This window comes from Streptomyces sp. MP131-18 (assembly GCF_001984575.1).
Taxonomy (GTDB): domain Bacteria; phylum Actinomycetota; class Actinomycetes; order Streptomycetales; family Streptomycetaceae; genus Streptomyces; species Streptomyces johnsoniae.
Genome location: NZ_LZNS01000001.1, coordinates 3,097,156 through 3,114,603, shown reverse-complemented (window position 1 = coordinate 3,114,603; position 17,448 = coordinate 3,097,156). Strand labels below are relative to the sequence as shown.

At 66.7% G+C, this 17,448-nt stretch carries 18 protein-coding genes; 10 read left to right on the top strand and 8 right to left on the bottom strand.

The window, feature by feature from the left end; genetic code table 11:
* Positions 1 to 6 precede the first annotated feature (6 nt).
* The 8 genes from map to rplQ all read left to right on the top strand — a co-directional run bounded on the left by map (position 7) and on the right by rplQ (position 4,857).
* Entirely contained in the window at positions 7 to 843 is an 837-nt protein-coding gene (gene map / locus STBA_RS13785; protein WP_077059535.1) for a type I methionyl aminopeptidase, read from the top strand.
* 134 nt (positions 844 to 977) lie between these two features.
* The gene (gene infA, locus STBA_RS13780; protein ID WP_003948620.1) at positions 978 to 1,199 is read left to right on the top strand and encodes a translation initiation factor IF-1; all 222 of its coding nucleotides are present in this window, start codon (positions 978 to 980) and stop codon (positions 1,197 to 1,199) included.
* A gap of 43 nt (positions 1,200 to 1,242) precedes the next feature.
* Positions 1,243 to 1,356 carry a 50S ribosomal protein L36 gene (rpmJ, locus tag STBA_RS13775; RefSeq protein WP_049567412.1) on the top strand — a complete coding sequence of 38 codons (114 nt, stop codon included), beginning with the start codon at positions 1,243 to 1,245 and terminating at the stop codon, positions 1,354 to 1,356.
* Between the two features lie 160 nt (positions 1,357 to 1,516).
* Positions 1,517 to 1,897: a 30S ribosomal protein S13 gene (gene rpsM, locus STBA_RS13770; protein WP_077059534.1), complete on the top strand. Its 381-nt coding sequence runs from the start codon at positions 1,517 to 1,519 to the stop codon at positions 1,895 to 1,897.
* Positions 1,898 to 1,963: 66 nt separating this feature from the next.
* Positions 1,964 to 2,368, top strand: coding sequence for a 30S ribosomal protein S11 (gene rpsK, locus STBA_RS13765; protein ID WP_016473404.1), 405 nt, complete (start codon positions 1,964 to 1,966; stop codon positions 2,366 to 2,368).
* Between the two features lie 29 nt (positions 2,369 to 2,397).
* A complete protein-coding gene (rpsD, locus tag STBA_RS13760; RefSeq protein ID WP_077059533.1) occupies positions 2,398 to 3,024 on the top strand; it encodes a 30S ribosomal protein S4 in 627 nt (208 codons plus the stop codon).
* 115 nt (positions 3,025 to 3,139) lie between these two features.
* Positions 3,140 to 4,162 (top strand): DNA-directed RNA polymerase subunit alpha, encoded by a 1,023-nt coding sequence (locus STBA_RS13755; protein WP_077059532.1) that lies wholly within the window; start codon positions 3,140 to 3,142, stop codon positions 4,160 to 4,162.
* Positions 4,163 to 4,323: 161 nt separating this feature from the next.
* Complete coding sequence (gene rplQ, locus STBA_RS13750) at positions 4,324 to 4,857, top strand: 50S ribosomal protein L17 (RefSeq protein ID WP_077059531.1); 534 nt, start codon at positions 4,324 to 4,326, stop codon at positions 4,855 to 4,857.
* A 147-nt stretch (positions 4,858 to 5,004) separates the two neighbouring features.
* On the opposite strand, the gene STBA_RS37780 is transcribed toward rplQ, so the two are convergent.
* From STBA_RS37780 to STBA_RS13740, 3 genes are all read right to left on the bottom strand, one after another.
* Positions 5,005 to 5,151 carry a hypothetical protein gene (locus STBA_RS37780; protein ID WP_171987703.1) on the bottom strand — a complete coding sequence of 49 codons (147 nt, stop codon included), beginning with the start codon at positions 5,149 to 5,151 and terminating at the stop codon, positions 5,005 to 5,007.
* 491 nt (positions 5,152 to 5,642) lie between these two features.
* Complete coding sequence (locus STBA_RS13745; protein WP_077059530.1) at positions 5,643 to 6,269, bottom strand: Uma2 family endonuclease; 627 nt, start codon at positions 6,267 to 6,269, stop codon at positions 5,643 to 5,645.
* A 119-nt stretch (positions 6,270 to 6,388) separates the two neighbouring features.
* Complete coding sequence (locus STBA_RS13740) at positions 6,389 to 6,736, bottom strand: hypothetical protein (protein ID WP_077059529.1); 348 nt, start codon at positions 6,734 to 6,736, stop codon at positions 6,389 to 6,391.
* Positions 6,737 to 6,853: 117 nt separating this feature from the next.
* Between STBA_RS13740 and STBA_RS13735 the strand changes: the two genes are divergently transcribed.
* Both STBA_RS13735 and STBA_RS13730 read left to right on the top strand, forming a co-directional pair.
* Entirely contained in the window at positions 6,854 to 7,708 is an 855-nt protein-coding gene (locus STBA_RS13735; protein WP_253194718.1) for a helix-turn-helix transcriptional regulator, read from the top strand.
* Positions 7,686 to 7,907: a DUF397 domain-containing protein gene (locus STBA_RS13730; protein WP_077059527.1), complete on the top strand. Its 222-nt coding sequence runs from the start codon at positions 7,686 to 7,688 to the stop codon at positions 7,905 to 7,907. Before STBA_RS13735 ends, STBA_RS13730 begins: the two co-directional genes overlap by 23 nt.
* Before the next feature lie 42 nt (positions 7,908 to 7,949).
* Here the strand turns inward: STBA_RS13730 and STBA_RS13725 are convergent, their stop codons facing one another.
* The 5 genes from STBA_RS13725 to STBA_RS13705 form a co-directional block, all read right to left on the bottom strand.
* Positions 7,950 to 8,600, bottom strand: a complete 651-nt coding sequence (locus tag STBA_RS13725; protein ID WP_077059526.1) for a hypothetical protein — start codon at positions 8,598 to 8,600, stop codon at positions 7,950 to 7,952.
* Between the two features lie 10 nt (positions 8,601 to 8,610).
* Entirely contained in the window at positions 8,611 to 10,179 is a 1,569-nt protein-coding gene (locus tag STBA_RS13720; protein WP_077059525.1) for a class I SAM-dependent DNA methyltransferase, read from the bottom strand.
* The gene (locus STBA_RS13715; protein ID WP_077059524.1) at positions 10,176 to 11,582 is read right to left on the bottom strand and encodes a restriction endonuclease subunit S; all 1,407 of its coding nucleotides are present in this window, start codon (positions 11,580 to 11,582) and stop codon (positions 10,176 to 10,178) included. The genes STBA_RS13720 and STBA_RS13715 overlap by 4 nt, the downstream gene beginning before the upstream one ends.
* A complete protein-coding gene (locus STBA_RS13710) occupies positions 11,579 to 15,139 on the bottom strand; it encodes a DEAD/DEAH box helicase family protein (RefSeq protein WP_077059523.1) in 3,561 nt (1,186 codons plus the stop codon). Before STBA_RS13710 ends, STBA_RS13715 begins: the two co-directional genes overlap by 4 nt.
* A gap of 122 nt (positions 15,140 to 15,261) precedes the next feature.
* Positions 15,262 to 17,397, bottom strand: a complete 2,136-nt coding sequence (locus tag STBA_RS13705; RefSeq protein ID WP_077059522.1) for an AIPR family protein — start codon at positions 17,395 to 17,397, stop codon at positions 15,262 to 15,264.
* Positions 17,398 to 17,448: the final 51 nt, after the last annotated feature.

Sequence of the window (17,448 nt, the reverse complement as noted above, 5' to 3'; positions counted from 1 at the left end):
CCGCGGATGGTGGAGATCAAGAGCCCTGAGCAGATCGCGAAGATGCGCGCGGCGGGCCTCGTCGTCGCCGAAATACACCGCAGGTGCGCCGAGGCCGCGGTGCCGGGAGCCAGTACCAAGGACCTGGACGACGTGGCCGCCACCGTGCTCGCCGAGCGCGACGCCAAGCCCAACTTCCTGGGTTACGGCGGCTTCCCCGCGACGATCTGCACCTCGGTGAACGACGTGGTGGTGCACGGCATCCCGGGCCGGGAGACCGTGTTGAAGGCCGGAGACCTCATCTCCATCGACGCCGGCGCGATCGTCGACGGCTGGCACGCCGACGCGGCGCTCACCGTCTTCGTCGGCGACGGGCACCCCGAGCAGCTGCACGAGCTGAGCCGGGTGACCGAGGAGTCCCTGTGGGCCGGGATCGCGGCCATGCGCAAGGGCAACCGGCTGGTCGACATCTCGAAGGCGATCGAGGGCTACATCAGGCGGCAGCCGCTGCCGGCATCGGGCAAGTACGGGATCATCGAGAGCTACGGCGGGCACGGCATCGGGACCGAGATGCACATGGACCCGCACCTGCTGAACTACGTGGACCGCAGGCGAGGCCGCGGGCCGCGGCTGATCCCCGGGTTCTGCCTGGCGATCGAGCCGATGGTCTCGCTGGGCACGGCCAAGACCCACGTGCTGGCGGACGAGTGGACCGTGAAGACGAACGACGGCACCTGGGCCTCCCACTGGGAGCACTCGGTCGCGCTGACCGAGGAGGGCCCGCTGGTGCTGACCGCGCAGGACGGCGGCCGGGCGAAGCTGGCCGAGCTGGGCGTGACGGCCGCGCCCGATCCGCTGGCTTAATGATCTTCTTTTCGGGGAAAGATCATGGATTCGTCTTTTTGAGTAGGGTGTCGTAGACTGGCTTGTCGGTCCTGGTGTACCCGTCTGCCCAGGGCCATCCAGGTAGCCGATCCCGGAAGGTGAAGCGCTCAAGCATGGCCAAAAAACAAGGGGCCATCGAGATCGAGGGCACCGTTGTCGAGTCCCTGCCGAACGCGATGTTCAAGGTAGAGCTCCAGAACGGACACCAGGTCCTCGCGCACATCAGCGGCAAGATGCGGATGCACTATATCCGTATTCTTCCCGACGACCGGGTCGTGGTGGAGCTGTCTCCCTACGACCTGACCCGCGGGCGGATCGTCTACCGCTACAAGTAGATCAAGCAGATCGTTTCTCACACGACCCGGAGAGCTTCACCCCATGAAGGTCAGGCCGAGCGTCAAGAAGATCTGCGACAAGTGCAAGGTGATCCGCCGCCACGGGCGCGTCATGGTCATCTGCGAGAACCTGCGCCACAAGCAGCGTCAGGGCTGACCGCACTTTCGTAGTTCTTTTTCGCGCGACATATGAATAACGCAGACGCCCGACCCCTCGCGCAGCGCGGGGACGATACCCCCGGTCGGAGGCCGGGGACCCGACGTGGCAGTCGGGAACGGTGCTGCGGCAGACCTCCCGAACATCAGGAGCCACATCCATGGCACGCCTCGCAGGCGTCGATCTCCCGCGCGAAAAGCGCGTCGAGGTCGCTCTCACCTACGTCTTCGGCATCGGTCGCACCCTTGCCAAGGAGACGCTCACCCAGACCGGGGTGCACCCGGACACCCGCGTGCGTGATCTGGCCGAGGAGGACCTCGTCAAGATCCGCGAGTACGTGGACAACAACTTCAGGACCGAGGGTGACCTCCGTCGCGAGATCCAGGCCGACATCCGTCGCAAGGTCGAGATCCAGTGCTACGAGGGGCTGCGCCACCGCCGCGGCCTGCCCGTCCACGGCCAGCGCACCAAGACCAACGCCCGCACCCGCAAGGGTCCGCGTCGCGCGATCGCCGGCAAGAAGAAGCCGGGCAAGAAGTAGTCCGCACGGACGCCGACACCGGTCCGTGCACAAGGACCGACCACCTCCACGGGAGAGACCAAGCACATGCCTCCGAAGGGCCGTACAGCCGGCGCCAAGAAGGTGCGCCGCAAGGAAAAGAAGAACGTTGCTCATGGGCACGCCCACATCAAGAGCACGTTCAACAACACGATCGTCTCGATCACCGACCCCACCGGGAACGTGATCTCCTGGGCCTCCGCCGGCCACGTCGGCTTCAAGGGGTCGCGCAAGTCGACGCCGTTCGCCGCGCAGATGGCCGCGGAGAATGCCGCTCGCCGGGCCCAGGAGCACGGGATGCGCAAGGTCGACGTCTTCGTCAAGGGTCCCGGCTCCGGCCGTGAGACCGCGATCCGGTCCCTCCAGGCGACCGGCCTCGAGGTCGGCTCGATCCAGGACGTGACCCCGACCCCGCACAACGGCTGCCGCCCTCCCAAGCGCCGCCGTGTCTGACCAGGTGAAGTAGGAGACGAGAAGAAATCATGGCGCGTTACACCGGGGCCGACTGCAAGCGTTGCCGTCGGGAGAAGCAGAAGCTCTTCCTCAAGGGAGCCAAGTGCGAGAGCGCTAAGTGCCCGATCGAGATCCGTCCTTACCCCCCGGGTGAGCACGGGCGCGGGCGCACCAAGGACAGCGAGTACCTGCTTCAGAAGCGTGAGAAGCAGAAGTGCGCGCGTATCTACGGTGTTCTGGAGAAGCAGTTTCGCGGGTATTACAACGAGGCGAACCGCCAGCAGGGCAAGACAGGTGAAAACCTGCTGCGCATCCTCGAGTCCCGCCTGGACAACGTGGTCTACCGGGCCGGCTTCGCCAAGTCCCGCGACCACGCCCGTCAGCTCGTCCGGCACGGGCACATCCTGCTCAACGGCCGGAAGAACGACATTCCCTCGGCGCGGGTGTCGCCGAACGACATCGTCGAGGTCCGTGAGTCCTCCCGTGCGCTGACCCCCTTCCAGGTCGCCGTCGCGGAGGCCGGGGACAAGACGGTGCCGGCGTGGCTGGAGTCCATCCCGTCGCGGCTGCGCATCCTCGTCCACTCGCTGCCCGAGCGCCAGGTGATCGACACCCAGGTGCAGGAGCAGCTCATCGTCGAGCTCTACTCGAAGTAAGCCCGACCCGGGCGCGGGCGGGGTCGCGTGAGGAACGCGGCTCCGCCCGTACCCTTGAAGTACACATCGTCTGGCTCGGCATCAAATAGCGGGTGCCGAAGACTGGAGTCGTAACATGCTGATCGCTCAGCGTCCTTCCCTGACCGAAGAGGTCGTCGACGAGTTCCGTTCCCGGTTCGTGATCGAGCCGCTGGAGCCGGGCTTCGGCTACACCCTCGGCAATTCCCTGCGGCGTACGCTGCTGTCCTCCATCCCCGGTGCGGCTGTCACCAGCATCCGCATCGACGGCGTACTGCACGAGTTCACCACCGTGCCGGGCGTCAAGGAGGACGTGACCGACCTCATCCTCAACATCAAGCAGCTCGTCGTCTCCTCCGAGCACGACGAGCCGGTCGTGATGTACCTGCGCAAGCAGGGCCCGGGCCTGGTGACCGCCGCGGACATCGCCCCGCCGGCCGGCGTCGAGGTGCACAACCCCGACCTGGTCCTGGCCACGCTGAACAACAAGGGCAAGCTGGAGATGGAGCTGACCGTCGAGCGCGGTCGCGGCTACGTCTCCGCCGTGCAGAACAAGCAGCTCGGCCAGGAGATCGGCCGCATCCCGGTGGACTCCATCTACAGCCCCGTGCTGAAGGTCACCTACAAGGTGGAGGCCACCCGTGTCGAGCAGCGCACCGACTTCGACAAGCTGATCGTCGACGTGGAGACCAAGGAGGCCATGCGTCCGCGCGACGCCATGGCATCCGCGGGCAAGACCCTCGTCGAGCTGTTCGGCCTGGCGCGCGAGCTGAATGTCGACGCCGAGGGCATCGACATGGGCCCGTCCCCGACGGACGCCGCGCTCGCCGCCGACCTGGCACTGCCGATCGAGGAGCTGGAGCTGACGGTCCGCTCCTACAACTGCCTCAAGCGTGAGGGCATCCACTCGGTGGGCGAGCTGGTGGCCCGTTCCGAGGCGGACCTGCTGGACATCCGCAACTTCGGTGCCAAGTCGATCGACGAGGTCAAGGCGAAGCTGGCCGGCATGGGCCTGGCCCTCAAGGACAGCCCGCCCGGATTCGACCCGACCACCGCGGCCGACGCCTTCGGCGCGGAGGACGACGGCGACACGGGCTTCGTGGAGACCGAGCAGTACTGACCCGCGCCCTCGGCGCCATGCCGACACCGGTACCTGGCACGGCCGGTGCGGCCCGCCTCCGGCGCCCCGCGCGCCGGGGGCGCACGTTCCCGGGACCACCCGGGGGCGTCCGCTGACACCGGTACCTGGTACGGCCGGTGCAGACCCGACAGGAGAGAGACATGCCGACGCCTACCAAGGGCCGCAGGCTGGGCGGCAGCCCCGCCCACGAGCGGATGCTCGTGGCGAACCTCGCGACCGCGCTGTTCGAGCACGGCCGCATCACCACGACCGTCGCGAAGGCCCGGCGGCTGCGCCCGGTGGCCGAGCGTCTGATCACCAAGGCGAAGAAGGGCGACCTGCACAACCGCCGCCAGGTGATGCAGACCATCCGCGACAAGAGCGTCGTGCACACGCTGTTCACGGAGATCGGGCCCAAGTTCGCCAACCGGCCCGGCGGCTACACCCGCATCACGAAGATCGGCCCGCGGCGCGGCGACAACGCGCCCATGGCCGTCATCGAGCTGGTCGAGGCGCTGACCGTGCAGCAGGAGGCGGTCGGCGAGGCCGAGGCCGCGACGCGGCGCTCCGTGAAGGAGCAGGAGCAGGCACCGACCGCGGACCTGGCGAAGCAGGACACCGCGGCCGACGAGTCCCAGGAGACCGCGGAGTCCGCGGACGCCGGGGACGAGAAGAAGGACGAGAAGGACGCCTGAGCCGTTCGGCAACTCCTTGTGCCCGAGGGCCCGCGTCCCGTGAGGGAAGCGGGCCCTCAGGTGTCGAGGTGGCCGACGAAAATGCCGCGGTGTTGAACTCGCGCATGCCCGTCATGTGCTTGAGAACGCTCCGGCTGCGGTCCTTGCTCATGCAGTGCCGGATCTCTGCGCGTGCAGCGGGGTACCGCCGGTGTTGCTGCGCTTGAAGATGTCGTACATGACGTCGGACGGCGTCCTCGGGTCGATGACGTTCATCACGAGCTGGGTATTGTTGACGCGGCGCTGCCACTGCATGGGCAGGTCCGGGAAGCTGCTGCTGTTCCGCTCCAGGTAATCCAGCCCTTTGAGGCGGGGAAGCCTTGGTCACCGCCCCGGACGAAGGCGTGGAGGGTGGAGAGCCGCTGTAGACCGTCCACGACCCGGAAGGCCCCATCGCTGTCCTCGGCGAAGTAGAACGCGGGCAGGGGGATCTGGAGAGCAAAGATTCCACGAGGCGAAACTTTTCTTCGACCTTCCGCGCCACGCCGCGCTGGAAGTCCGAGGCCAGCTCCAGCGACCCCTCGTCGATCATGTCCAGGATGTTTCGCAGCGAGAACGTACTGGTGGTGACGCGGATCTGCGCCGGGTCCCACGGTTTCACGATTACGGAATCCGGCTCCGGGCCGTTCGGTCCTCCTGCTCCACTCCGACGCCGGTCGCCTGACCGTCGAAAACATCCTCGACCACGTCGGGTACTTCTTGGGCCTCCGCCTTCTCCACGCGGCCGATCCTATCGACGAGCGGCGTCAAGCCCGCCGGGCGAGGAATCCGGTGTCGAGCGCCGGGTAGGGCTCGGGCAGTTGGAGCTTGCCGCCGAGTTCGACGGAGGCGACGGCCCGGTAGTGGCTCTCGGCCGGCATCCCAGAAGCGGGTGCGGGGTCCGAGTGGACGTAGGCCCGGCCCTCCTGGCGGTGCACCAGAACGTACACGGGGACCCCGGCTGTCGCGTAGGCACGGAGCTTGGGCCCCGTGTCGGTCTCGTGGTTGCCCGACGTCACCTCACCCGCGAGGGCGAGCATGTCGATGGGATACCAGCCCTTGCGCGCCGCCCGGTAGGCCTCGTCGAGATCGGTCGGCTCGCGGCGGAGCACATAGAAGTCCGGGATCAGCAGGGCAATAGTCCGGCCGTCGCCGAGTCCCACCCGGTAGCCATTGCCGAGGCCCGCGAGAGCGAACCCGGCGGAGCGCAGCTGGCTGCTCAGCTCGAAGGCCGCTGCGTTGTGCTCGTGGTCGGGCTGCGGTGGCACGAGGATCAACCCCTCGACGTACTCGGGCCGGATCGGCTCCTGGGACGCCTCTTCGATCGCGATCAGCAGGTCGGTGGGATCGGGCCGCTGGGGTCCCCCTGGTTGAGTAACGGGATGGACGCTCATCGCGATCTCTCCTCACACCGTCCGCAACGGCCCTCGTCACCCGCCAGGCTACGCCGCAACGGCCGCCCGACGGCACCGTAGCGCCCCGGGCGAGGCGCGTGCGGCGAGTTCGGGACCCTTCACCCATTCGGGGTGGGGCCGTCCGGGCCAGGCACGCGCGGGGTCGGGCGGGCGGCGCGGCTGTCGGCGATGCGGATCGCGTGGCCGAGAGCGGTGGTGGTCCGCCCGAGCGCGACCCGGAGCGCCAGCGGTCCTGCGGCCCGGTCGGCCAGAACGGTTTCCGCGTCGGCCAGCACCTCGGCGCCCGCCCGGAGTTGCGCCTCCTCTAGATCGTCAGCGACGCGCGAGAGCAGACTCTCGCTGTTGTCCGTGCGCAGAAAACACGGCTTGCCCTCCGGCGTCTCCCAGGGGAGTAGCCGGAGTCCCGGCTCCTGAGCGGCCTGGCCGCGCTCGCGGTCGTAGCTCATCGGATCACCACTCGATCGTTGCTGTGTGTGCTGATTCGGATACAGATTGCCGGTGGCGTGGCTACGGTGGAAGGAGCCGCACCCCTCCACGGCCGCGGACAAGACGGGAGTTGAGCTGTGACCAACGATTCGACGCGCCGTGGTGGCCAGGAACCGGCGATGACGCGGCGGAAGTACGGCGAGGAACTGTTCCTGCGGCGACAGGAGGCCGGGCATACCCAGCAGTCCCTGGGGGACGCGGTGATCATGTCTCCGTCGATGATCGCCCACATCGAGGCGGGAAGGAGGCGGCCACGACTTGAGGACGCGCGGCGAATCGACAAGGAGCTGGGTTCGGGGAAGTTTTTCGAACGATGGCTGCCCACGCTCGACGAGGGCCAGTTTCCGCCGCACTTCAGGGACGCGGCGGAGTCGGAACGACGGGCCGACGTTATCGAGGAGTACGCGGTCGGCTCCGTGCCCGGCCTGTTGCAGACAGCGGCCTATGCACGGGCCCTTGCCCTCGGGACCGAGCCCAGCCTTCCGGCGAAAGAGCTTGACGAACGCGTTGTCAATAGGATCGGCCGTGCCCGCATCCTCGAAGACCCGTTGAAGCCCCGGATGTGGGCCATCCTGGGTGAGAGCGTGCTGCGCACGGTCGTTGGCGGTCGGGGCGTGATGGCGGAGCAGTTGCGGCACATTGCCGCGCTGATCCGATCCGGGCGGGTACAGGTACAGGTACTGCCGTTCTCGGCGGGCGCTCATCCGTTCCTGAGCACCATGACGACTCTCATGCGCTTCTCGGATGGGCCCGATGAGGTGTACTTCGAAGTGCTTTACACGGGAGCGCTGAACGACGATCCGGCGACGGTGAGGCGCTATCGGGACGCATATGATCTGGCTAGGGCCGCCGCGTTGTCCCTCGAGGCGTCCCTTCAGTTGATCGAGTCGGTGGCGGAGGAGTACGAGCATGCGGAGCAAAAGCATCCCTGACGTGTCGCAGCTCTCGGCCTGGCGCAAGTCCAGCTACAGCGGTGGCGACGGTGGCAGTTGCCTGGAGGTTGCCGGCGGCGTTCCCGGTGTTGTTCCGGTGCGGGACAGCAAGAACCGCAGTGGTGCTGTGCTTGTCCTCCCGGCGGGGGGCTGGTCCGGATTCGTCGCCGCGGTGCGGGGCGGGGCGTTTGACGGCTGATCGCTGAGGCCGGTCCGCGACGGCACCCGTTGCGGACCGGCGTTAGCCCAGGGCCGTGGCGATGGCGAGTGCGATGCGTTCGATCCAGTTGATCGCGTCCGTCACCTCGGCCTCGGTGATGGGGCGTCGGCGCTTGAGGTCGCCGTCCAGCAGGTCGGCGTCGTGCGCGATCTTGTTGCGGCGCTCGGTGATCTCGACGTACCGCTGCTTGAGCTTCTGCCCGGTGAACGCCGTCCGGTTGTGGCTCCAGGTGTTGATCTCGGCGGCGGCCTTGCCCCAGACGTCATCTTCCGTGACCAGCTTCAGGGCTTCGCTGATCTTGCGCGGGTTCTGGAGCGAGGCATTGCCCCACTTGGTCCTGACGTGCTCCGAGACGGCTTCGGCCAGCGTCGTGGTGCCCCGCCGGACCTCTTCGACCTTCGCAAGGGGCAACTCAAATCTGGTCAATTGGTGCGGCATATCGGGGCTGTCCTGGGCCGCGATCTCCGCGACCCGCCGGTACAACTCCTCGTGGAACCAATGGTCGATGGCGCTGACGGCCTGCACCCACGCGGCACGGTAAAAGTCGCCGATGTCGATGACCGGTGACTGGAACGGCGCCAAGTGATGCCCAGCAGTGACCATCTGCCGGGCGTACTCGATGTTCCGGCTGAACGCCTGAAACTCGCGGGTCTGCGGAGGCGGAACGGGCATGTGCTCCTCGTCAGTCAGTCGGGCCTGTCTCGGTCACAACGGTTTCGGCGTCTGCCTTCACCTCACCGCCGAGGGCTTCGGCGAGGGCGGCGAACTCACTCAGGGCGGCCTGAAGGTCCTCGACGATCTCCTGGGCGATCACCTCGGGCGGCAACAGGCTGTCGGCATCGTCGAGGGCGGGGTCCTTCATCCATGTGATGTCGAGGTTGACCTTGTCGCGTGCGATCAGGTCGTCGTAGCTGAAGCACTTGAACCGCTCGGTCTCCGTGCGCTCCGAACGCGGTCCGTCCGGAAGGTAGGCGTCGACGAACTCGTCCAGATCGGCGCGGCGGAGCGGTCGCTGCTTGAGGGTGAAGTGCTTACCGGTCCGGAAATCGTAGACCCAGAGCTTTGTGGTGTTCGGCGCGCCGCCGGCGCGGGGCGGCCTCTTTTCGAAGAACAGCACGTTCGCCTTGACGCCGCCGGCGTAGAAGATGCCGGTGGGCAGCCGCAGGATGGTGTGCAGGTCGAACTCGTCGAGGAGGCGGCGGCGGATCTTCTCGCCCGCACCGCCCTCGAACAGGACGTTGTCGGGGAGAACGACGGCGGCGCGGCCGTTCATGTCCAGCAGCGACATGATGTGCTGGAGGAAGTTGAGCTGCTTGTTGGTGGTGGTGGCGCGGAAATCGTCGCGTTCATAGGAGACTTCCTCCCTCTCGGCTTTGCCTTCCGTTCCGATGACGGTGATGGCCGACTTCTTGCCGAACGGTGGGTTGGCCAGGACGAGGGAGGCGTGCCGCTTGGGCTTGGCGGCCAGGGCGTCGCCCTCGGAGATGAGAGATTCGCCCTCGGCGTCCCCGATGCCGTGCAGCAGCATGTTCATAGCAGCGAGGCGCGCGGTGCCGGTGACCAGTTCATTGCCCCAGATCCGACCCGAGCTGAGGCCGAGACGTTGCTCGCGTGTGAGCCGCCGCATGTGGTGCTCGCGGATGTAGCTGTGGGCGGCGATGAGGAAGCCACCGGTACCGCAGGCCGGATCGGTGATCGTGTCGTCCGGCTGCGGCTGCATCACGTCGACCATGGCGTCGATGAGGGGGCGGGGCGTGAAGTACTGCCCGGACCCGGTCTTGGTGTCCTCCGCGCCCTTGGCAAGCAGGCCCTCGTAGGCGTCGCCCTTGAGGTCGGCGCCCTGGATCGTCCAGTCCTCCTTGCCGATGAGGTCGACGACGAGCTTTTCCAGAAGGGCGGGCTCGGTGATGCGGTTCTGCGCCTTGGCGAAGATGGTGCCGAGGGTGGTGCCCGGACTTTGCGCCAGGGTCGTCAGGATGTCCCGGTAGTGAGCCTCTAGCGCGAGCCCCTTTTTGGAGACGAGAGACTGCCAGTCGTGCCCTGCCGGTACGACGGGCTGGGCTTCAGCCTCGTTGAACGGGTTATCACTCGCGCGCTCGTCGGCCATCTTGAGGAAGAGCAGGTACGAAAGCTGCTCGACGTACTCGATGGTGGACAGGCCGTTGTCGCGCAGCACGTTGCAGTAGTTCCATAGCTTGGCGACCAGCGAGTTGACCTGGGCGGTTGCTTGTGCGGGACTTGCGGGGGTCACAGCTCGAACTCCTGCTGAACGGCTTGCGCGGGGAGGGGCGTTGAGGATGCGGGGGGCGGGGGCGGCGGAGTCGCGGCCTTGCGGGGCCGGGGCGTCCGTCGGCGTTTGGGCCCTTCAGCTTCGCGCTCGGCGCGGATGCGGTCGAGCAGCACGGACGCGGGCTCGTCGTCGGGGTCCTGGGGGACGAGCCGGCCGCTGAAGGCACGGTCGAGAAGTGCCTTGCGTAGAGACCGGGATCGATCAGACGCGCCTTGCAGCGTATTGCGTAGCTTCTCGACGCAGAAACTCGTCTCCTCAATAGTTCGAACGATGCGACTTTGTTCCCCAGGAGGGGGTAGAGGTACGGGCCATGCGGCGAGTTTGGCAGCCCCTAGGTGGTGAATTCCGACTCCTCGGGTGCTCGCGCGGAAAGCTCCTCGCAGTGCCTCATGACGCAAGAAGTGGTGCAGATAGGCGGGGCTGACGGCCTCAGATGCCCTGACGCGCAGCAAGGTGTTCTGAAAGGAACAGTCGTTGATCTCGCCGTTCCAGATCGCGGCCTTTCCGACTTCTCCCGCGCTGCCGGACGCCTCGGTTAGGAGAATATCGCCCGGGTGTAGGCGGTAAATCTCGGCTTCTGTGTCGGAGAAGTTCATTTTCTTTACGTCGCCGAGCCGTAGTCCGTCCCAGCCTACATTCGCTGCCCGGAGATAGGAGCGCATTTGGTCTCCTGAATGGTTTTTGGGTGAACGCTGTCGCCCCAGCCTTACCTCCGCGACCTCGTCGAGGCGCACTGCTTGCGCATGCGCCTGACGAAGTGACGCAGCCATAGTGCCTGTCACCAGGCTGTTCGTGCGCGCGTTGCATGAATGAAGCAGACTGTCGCTGGCGTCGAGTCGGGAAAGGTGGCCTTCCAGGGCTTCGATAATGCGACGCTGCTCCGCAGGTGGAGCGATTGGTACCTCGCAATTCATCAGCGCTTTGGTTGACAAGGAAGCGACCGTGGTCCCTGCCTTGCGACAGTTCCTCAGAATATCTGACTCGAATGCGCGTAGGCACCAGGCGATCCAGTGTGGTGTTACGCCCTCGTGGGGGTGCAGAGCCTTCATGTCCTGGTTGAGAGTCGTCGCAAAGGAGACATAGGCGACTGGGATGAATCGTTCGAGGATTCCTGACCGGGTGACAATGGTTACGGAGCCGGGAGGGACGAGACGAGTTGCAGATTCTCTGACAGCAGCGTCCGTGATGTGGTCTTGTGTTGCCGTAATGGACTCCGGGCCCATGTCTTTCGGTGAAAGCCACGGGATAGTGCCGTCGGTCCAAAAGTCGGGCCGACTTTTGGACGGCGTGCCGCCGCCGTACCATTTGCCCAGGTCGCCCAGGGTCGCCCAAGCCCAACCCGGCGGAAGTTCCGTACTACTCAAGCCAGTTCTCGATTCAGCTCGTTCAACAATGCCCGCACATCGCGTCCAGGGAAGGCGTGGGCGAAGCCTCGGCCGCCGCCTCGGGCTGTGAAGGGTTCGGCGTTGAATTCGGTTGGGCTGATGCCGATGTCGCTCACTATCACGTCCCTGATCGCCCGCAGCCACCACATCTGCTCTTCGGTGTACTCGATGCCCGACTGGTGCTGCCGCTGGAGCCACTGCTCGAAGCGTTCCTCGACCCGCTCTCGGTACGGTCGCAGGTCCTCGTCCGCCTTGAGCTCGTACCGGATGAGTGGGATCAGGTCCGGCACGTCCACCTCGCCGTTTTCGCGGTGGGTGGTGACGCCCAGGTCCGCATAGTAGGTCCACAGGACCTGCGGGCTCCAGGCGTACTGGGGGCGGCGGATTTCTCGTTCCAGGTCCTTCAGGGCGTTGTACGCCTCGCCGGGCGGTGTCGGGCGTGGGCTGGTGATAGCGATGTTGACGGCGGCGAAGCGGTCGCGTTGCTCGGTCAGGAGCTGGTGCCAGCGGTCGATCTCCGCTCGCGCCCGCTTCTCGCGGGGCACTTCCTCGACCCGCTCCATCCGCACGGCCGTGAACTCGTCGATCAGGTAGTCCTTGTCCCGGCGGATCTCGATGATCTGCCGCCGCAGCTCCGCGTTGCCGCTCAGCGGTGCGATGGCGTCCTCGATCAGCTTCCTGGCCGCCGCCGGGCCGCCTTCGTCGCGCGCGCGTTCCTGGCGGTCGGGGTCCACCGCGTCGATGATGGCCCGCGTGATGGTGGACAGGAGCGTGCCGTCGGCCGCCCGCGTCAGCCGCTCGCGTTCCCCGTCCGTGAGCTGCTGGTTCAGGCGTGCGAGGCGGCCGGCCAGGATCTCGGCTTCGCTCGCGCTGATCGACTTCGTGCCTGCCTTGTCCAGCAGCTTCGACAGCGAGACCTGACGCTCGCCCGCAGGCACCAGCGGCTTGGCGTCCACCAGGTCGGATTCGGTGACACCCACGGCGTCGATGAGCAGGAACCGCTCCTTGCGCACGGACGCGTCCGCCTCCGGTGTGACCTCCTGCAACTCGGTCGGGTCGATGGTGCGCGCGCCGCGGCCCTTCATCTGCTCGAACAGCACGGCGCTGCGCACGTCACGCAGGAAGAGCACACACTCCAGTGCCTTGACGTCCGTCCCGGTGGCGATCATGTCGACGGTGACGGCGACCCGCAGGCGGGGCGAAGTCCTCAGGTCGCGAATGAGCTGGTCCGGGTCCTCGCCCGCCTGCCGGCTCTTGTAGGTGATCTTCTTCGCGAAGTCGTCGCCACGTGCGAAGACCTCCTTGACCTGTGCGAGAACGTCCTCGGCGTGGTCCTCACCGACGGCGAAGATCAACGTTTTGGGCAGCTCCTTGCGTCCGGGGAACCAGCGTTGCCAGTTGTCCCGGTACGCGACGAGCACGGCCCGGATCTCGTCGACGGTCACCACGGACCGGCCGATCTGCCGTATTGAGTAGGTGAAGTCCTTATCGAGCTTCTGGTACCGCTGTCGTCGCGTTGCCCGGTCTTTGACCCGCACGGTCGTGCCCGACTCGATGGTGGCGGCGCCCTTCTCCCGCAAGTCGGTCCGCATCCGTACGACATCGAAGTCGACGTTGACACCGTCCGCGACGGCCTGTGGGTAGGTGTACTCCGACACCAGGTTGTGCCCGAAGAATCCCAGTGTCTGGTTCGTGGGAGTCGCCGTCAGACCCACGAGGTGGGCATCGAAGTACTCCAGTACGCCCCGCCACTGGCCGTAGATGGAACGGTGGCACTCGTCCACGATGATCAGGTCGAAGCTTTCGATCGGAATGTCCGGGTTGTAGGACACCTCGATGGGCCGGTCGGACTCGTAGGCGGCCTCATAGGCGAGGGCGTCCTCCGCCTCCTCGGCGGCGTCTCCGTCGGACAAGGACTTGCCGCGCAGCGCGTCGTACATGCGCTGAATCGTGCACATGACGACCGAGGAGGTGTCCTGGAGCCCGGCCGGGCCGAGCCGGTCCACGTTGTAGACATCGGCCAGCTTTCGGCCGTCGTCCGGCGTCATGAACATCCGGAATTCGTCGTGCGCCTGCTTGCCGAGGTTGTTGCGGTCGACGAGGAAGAGGACACGCCGGGCGCCCGCGTACTTGAGCAGGCGGTACGTCTGGGCCACGGCCAGGAAGGTCTTGCCCGCGCCGGTCGCCATCTGGATCAAAGCCCGTGCCAAGTCGCGAGCCAGTGAGTCCTCAAGACCGGTGATCGCGTCGATCTGCGCCAGACGCAGCCCGTTCGGCTCCAGGGGCGGCAGTCGCCGCAGGCCCGCGCGGAAGGTGGGTGCGTCGGGCGTTTCCTCGGCGCGCCGCATCCAGGCCGCGACCGTCTCCGGGCGGTGGAAGGAAAACACCTCCCGGGAACGGGCGTCCGGGTCCAGGCGGTTGATGAACGAGGTCTCGGAGCCGGTCGTCGCGTAGCGGAAGGCAAACGGCTCTTCCTCGCGCCAGACGGCCAGGCGGTGCTCGTCGAGCACGCCGGCCGCGTACCGGTCGTTCTGCTCGACCGCGCTGGAAAGGTGGTCTCCCTCCCGCTTGGCCTCCACCACGCCGACCAGCCGGCCGTTCACGTACAGCACGTAGTCCGCACGGCCGGTGGCCAGGGTGAACTCCCTGACGGCCACGCCCGTCCGGCCGTCGACCTCCATCCGGTCGCGCTCCTGCACCTCCCAGCCGGCGGCGCGCAGCATCGCATCGATGGCGTCTCTGGCCTGCACCTCGTTGAGCGGGGCCGGACGCTGCGCGCGGTGGATGATGGCGTCCCGGCGGACGGGGTCCACCTGCCGCGGCTGTCTGCCAGCCGTTGCGTACTCGGCGTCCTGCGCGTTCCGCAGGAGCGTGGTCTCCTCGGTGAGCTGCTGGAGCTCGGCGAGCAGCGCCGTCTTGTGGGCCTCGGCGCTGGCGATCAGATGCTCGGCCTCGGCCCGTGCCCTGCGTTCGGCTTCCAGGGCATCTGCTGACTCGGTGAGCCTGACACGGGCCTGGGTGAGTGCCTTGCGGTGGCCGTCGAGCGCTTCCCTGAGCTCTGCCAGCTCGGTGGGGTCGGTGATCCGTGCCGCGTCGTCGGGGCCGGTGGGCGGAACGAACTCGGCGACGGTGCGGCGGTCCTCGATGGCGTTGTGGAACCACAGGCCGAGCTTGTAGCAGGTGCGTACGGCTTCGAGAGCCAGTGCCGTGTCGAAAAGGTGACGGTGTGCGGCCCGGTTGCGATCCCTGCGCAGCCGGTCGAAGTCGTCGCGGATCTCCCGCACCAGAACGCCCTCGCGCACGAGGGCGTCGAGACGGTCGACCTGGCGGTCGCCCGTCACACGCACACCGATGCGGGTGACGAGTTCCTGGGCCAGGACCTCACCGAACTGTCCCGCCTGTACGAGCGAGGAATTGGGATTGGTGAAAACCGTCGTCTCGGCCAGGGAGCCGTAGAGGGACAACAGGGGCTGATGTCTATGGAGCATGCCGAAGTTCGGTGACTGCCTCGCGAAGTCCTCAAGCCGCTCGTCCACGGTCCCACCCCCGGATCGCCTCGTCGCCTGCGGGAATTCAGCTTACGCAAAGTCAGCGGGCGGCTGCCGACTCCCCCCTGCGGTGCGGGTGGTGAGCCGGCGTCTCGGCCGCCGACGTCCGTCTATTCCCGTTCGGCCTGCTCGTCGATCAGCGTCTGTGCCAGTTCCGAGAGCGTTGTGCCGTCGTCCAGCGCCCAACGCGCCGGGCCCTGGACGGCTACCGGGGCTTCCTCCCAGCCCGCGAGTTCGTAGAAGTTGAGAATCAGGCGTGTCGGTGAGTAAGCACGCCCGTCGACCGCCCATACGAGGCAACGGGTCCGTTCGTTTACCCAGGTCGCCTCGCCCCGCCTGGGGTCCGCGGCGAGCCACGGGGTGAGCGCGTCGATCTCGGGCTTGTTCAGAAGCCTGAGGCGCACCGGCGTTCCGTTCGCGATCTTCGCGTGGTCCACCAGGGTGGGGACCGCATTGGGGCGGCGCGGCTTGCGCTTGCTTCCTTTACCCGTTCTGTAGGCGGCCGGCAGATCGGGGATCACTCCCGCACGTTGGGCGTCCCGCAGTACCAGCTCCGCGAGCCGTTTGCAGCGTCCGGTGTCGGTGAGTGTGCCGCTGAGGAATGATGTGGGCCCGTACTCCGTATCGATGTGGTGGATCAGCCACGACAGGACTCGGTGGGTGAGAGCGGGCACCTCACGCAGAACGGCCTCCCAGTCGTCTTCCGGATCGTCGATGCGGTCCTGGTCGAGAAGCTGAAAGACAAGGTGAGTGACGAGAAGATCGCCGCGCTGGCTCACATCGGCGGCGCGCTTCTGGAAACGCTTGCGCTCCTCGTTGAGGGCGGCGCCCACGGTGCGGTGAACCAGTACCGAGCGCCAGATCTGGAAGGCTCCCGGCCGCTCCCCGAAGAGGCGAGGGTAGGCGCCTCCGCTGCCGCGTTCCCAGAGAAGATCGGTGTCCCGCTTCGCTCGTACCGCAAGCTCGGTGTTGCGATGCGCGCACGCCAGCGCGATGGCCGCGTGCACCACGGAGCAACCCTCGTCCGGCGCGGGATCGGGCTCGCCTCGCTTGAACACGTAGGTCTTTTGCAGGGACAGCATGAAGTCCTCGCGAATCATCGCCTGTACTTCGTCCAGGGCGATGAAGTCGCGCTGCTCCACATGGTTCTGTGTGTTGGTCGTTTCGGTGATGCGCTGCGCAAGATCGGGTGCCTTCTTGTCGACGACGATCACCTTGACCGTGACCTCGGCGTCCTCGACCGTGTCGGGGGACGTCTGCGCGGCGCGGTGCGCCGCCGCGACGGTTTGCGCGCCGTTCACGACGCTGACCCCCGAGATGTGCAGATGCACCGGCTCGTCCGGACGACGGCGCCCCGGCCATTCTTCTTTTAGCTGGTCACACAGCACCGTCACCCCATTGTTGAAAAGCCAGAAGTTCTCCGGCTCGTCCACCAGGGTCCCGAGCATGCCGGAATTGACCCGGGTCGTGCCAAGGGACTGGCGCAGGTTCTGCTCATACAAGCGGTCCCCATGGGTTTGGTACCACTCGGCGAGATTGCTCGCCGGGACCGGGCCTTGAAAAGCGGCGAGCGGTGTGTTACGTCGGAGCCAGCTCGTCATGCGCACCGTCACCTGTACCGGTGCGGGAGCGAGGTCATCCCGGATCTGCCGCAGGATGTCCGCGGCGTGGACCACCCGGTACTCGAGGACCGGGCCGAGTCCGTTGAACTCGTTCCGGGCGTCGTCGAGAACGGTCAGGGTTTCCCTGCTGAGTGTTCCCGTGCCCATCACGGCAATGACCAGGGTCACCTTGAGTCTGGCGTCATGCATCGCGGCATTGACACGAGCGGCGATCGGCTCGAGCCGGTCGTTGAAGCGGTCGAAACTGCGCTGCTCGATGAGGCGGAGGCCGGCGATGAGCTTGTGCGCCGCGTTGGTGTCGAGCTTGCCCTTTCCTTCGTCACTCCACTTGGCCTGAACGAGCCAGACTTCCTGTGTGCCCTCGGTGACGGCCACGCCGTCGATGCCTTGGTCGTCCTCCCCGTCGATAACGGAGGCGCCGGCGGCCTTGTGGTCGCAGCCCGTCACTTCGCGTACGGCCGCAGCCGTCAGTGCGCGGGAGAGGAAACGCTGCTCGTAGCCCCTCTGGTCGTAGCCCTTGAGGTCTTCGTCGTAGATGAGTCCCTGGTACTGCTGCAGAAGCGCGGTGCGGATCTGGTGGATGCGGATGGGAGCTGTCGCAGCCCTGCGTTCTGTCTCGTCCATGTCCGCCCCCAGCGCTCGTTGCCTCCGTGCCCGCCACAGTTTAAGCGTCGA

What these genes read in the sequence shown, in the direction of transcription:
- map (WP_077059535.1), top strand. Translation starts at nt 7, where the DNA reads ATGGTGGAGATCAAGAGCCCTGAGCAGATCGCGAAGATGCGCGCGGCG.
- STBA_RS13755 (WP_077059532.1), top strand. Translation starts at nt 3,140, where the DNA reads ATGCTGATCGCTCAGCGTCCTTCCCTGACCGAAGAGGTCGTCGACGAG.
- rpsM (WP_077059534.1), top strand. Translation starts at nt 1,517, where the DNA reads ATGGCACGCCTCGCAGGCGTCGATCTCCCGCGCGAAAAGCGCGTCGAG.
- infA (WP_003948620.1), top strand. Translation starts at nt 978, where the DNA reads ATGGCCAAAAAACAAGGGGCCATCGAGATCGAGGGCACCGTTGTCGAG.
- rpsD (WP_077059533.1), top strand. Translation starts at nt 2,398, where the DNA reads ATGGCGCGTTACACCGGGGCCGACTGCAAGCGTTGCCGTCGGGAGAAG.
- rpmJ (WP_049567412.1), top strand. Translation starts at nt 1,243, where the DNA reads ATGAAGGTCAGGCCGAGCGTCAAGAAGATCTGCGACAAGTGCAAGGTG.
- STBA_RS13740 (WP_077059529.1), bottom strand. Translation starts at nt 6,736, where the DNA reads ATGAGCTACGACCGCGAGCGCGGCCAGGCCGCTCAGGAGCCGGGACTC.
- STBA_RS13745 (WP_077059530.1), bottom strand. Translation starts at nt 6,269, where the DNA reads ATGAGCGTCCATCCCGTTACTCAACCAGGGGGACCCCAGCGGCCCGAT.
- rpsK (WP_016473404.1), top strand. Translation starts at nt 1,964, where the DNA reads ATGCCTCCGAAGGGCCGTACAGCCGGCGCCAAGAAGGTGCGCCGCAAG.
- STBA_RS37780 (WP_171987703.1), bottom strand. Translation starts at nt 5,151, where the DNA reads ATGCAGTGGCAGCGCCGCGTCAACAATACCCAGCTCGTGATGAACGTC.
- STBA_RS13730 (WP_077059527.1), top strand. Translation starts at nt 7,686, where the DNA reads ATGCGGAGCAAAAGCATCCCTGACGTGTCGCAGCTCTCGGCCTGGCGC.
- STBA_RS13725 (WP_077059526.1), bottom strand. Translation starts at nt 8,600, where the DNA reads ATGCCCGTTCCGCCTCCGCAGACCCGCGAGTTTCAGGCGTTCAGCCGG.
- STBA_RS13705 (WP_077059522.1), bottom strand. Translation starts at nt 17,397, where the DNA reads ATGGACGAGACAGAACGCAGGGCTGCGACAGCTCCCATCCGCATCCAC.
- rplQ (WP_077059531.1), top strand. Translation starts at nt 4,324, where the DNA reads ATGCCGACGCCTACCAAGGGCCGCAGGCTGGGCGGCAGCCCCGCCCAC.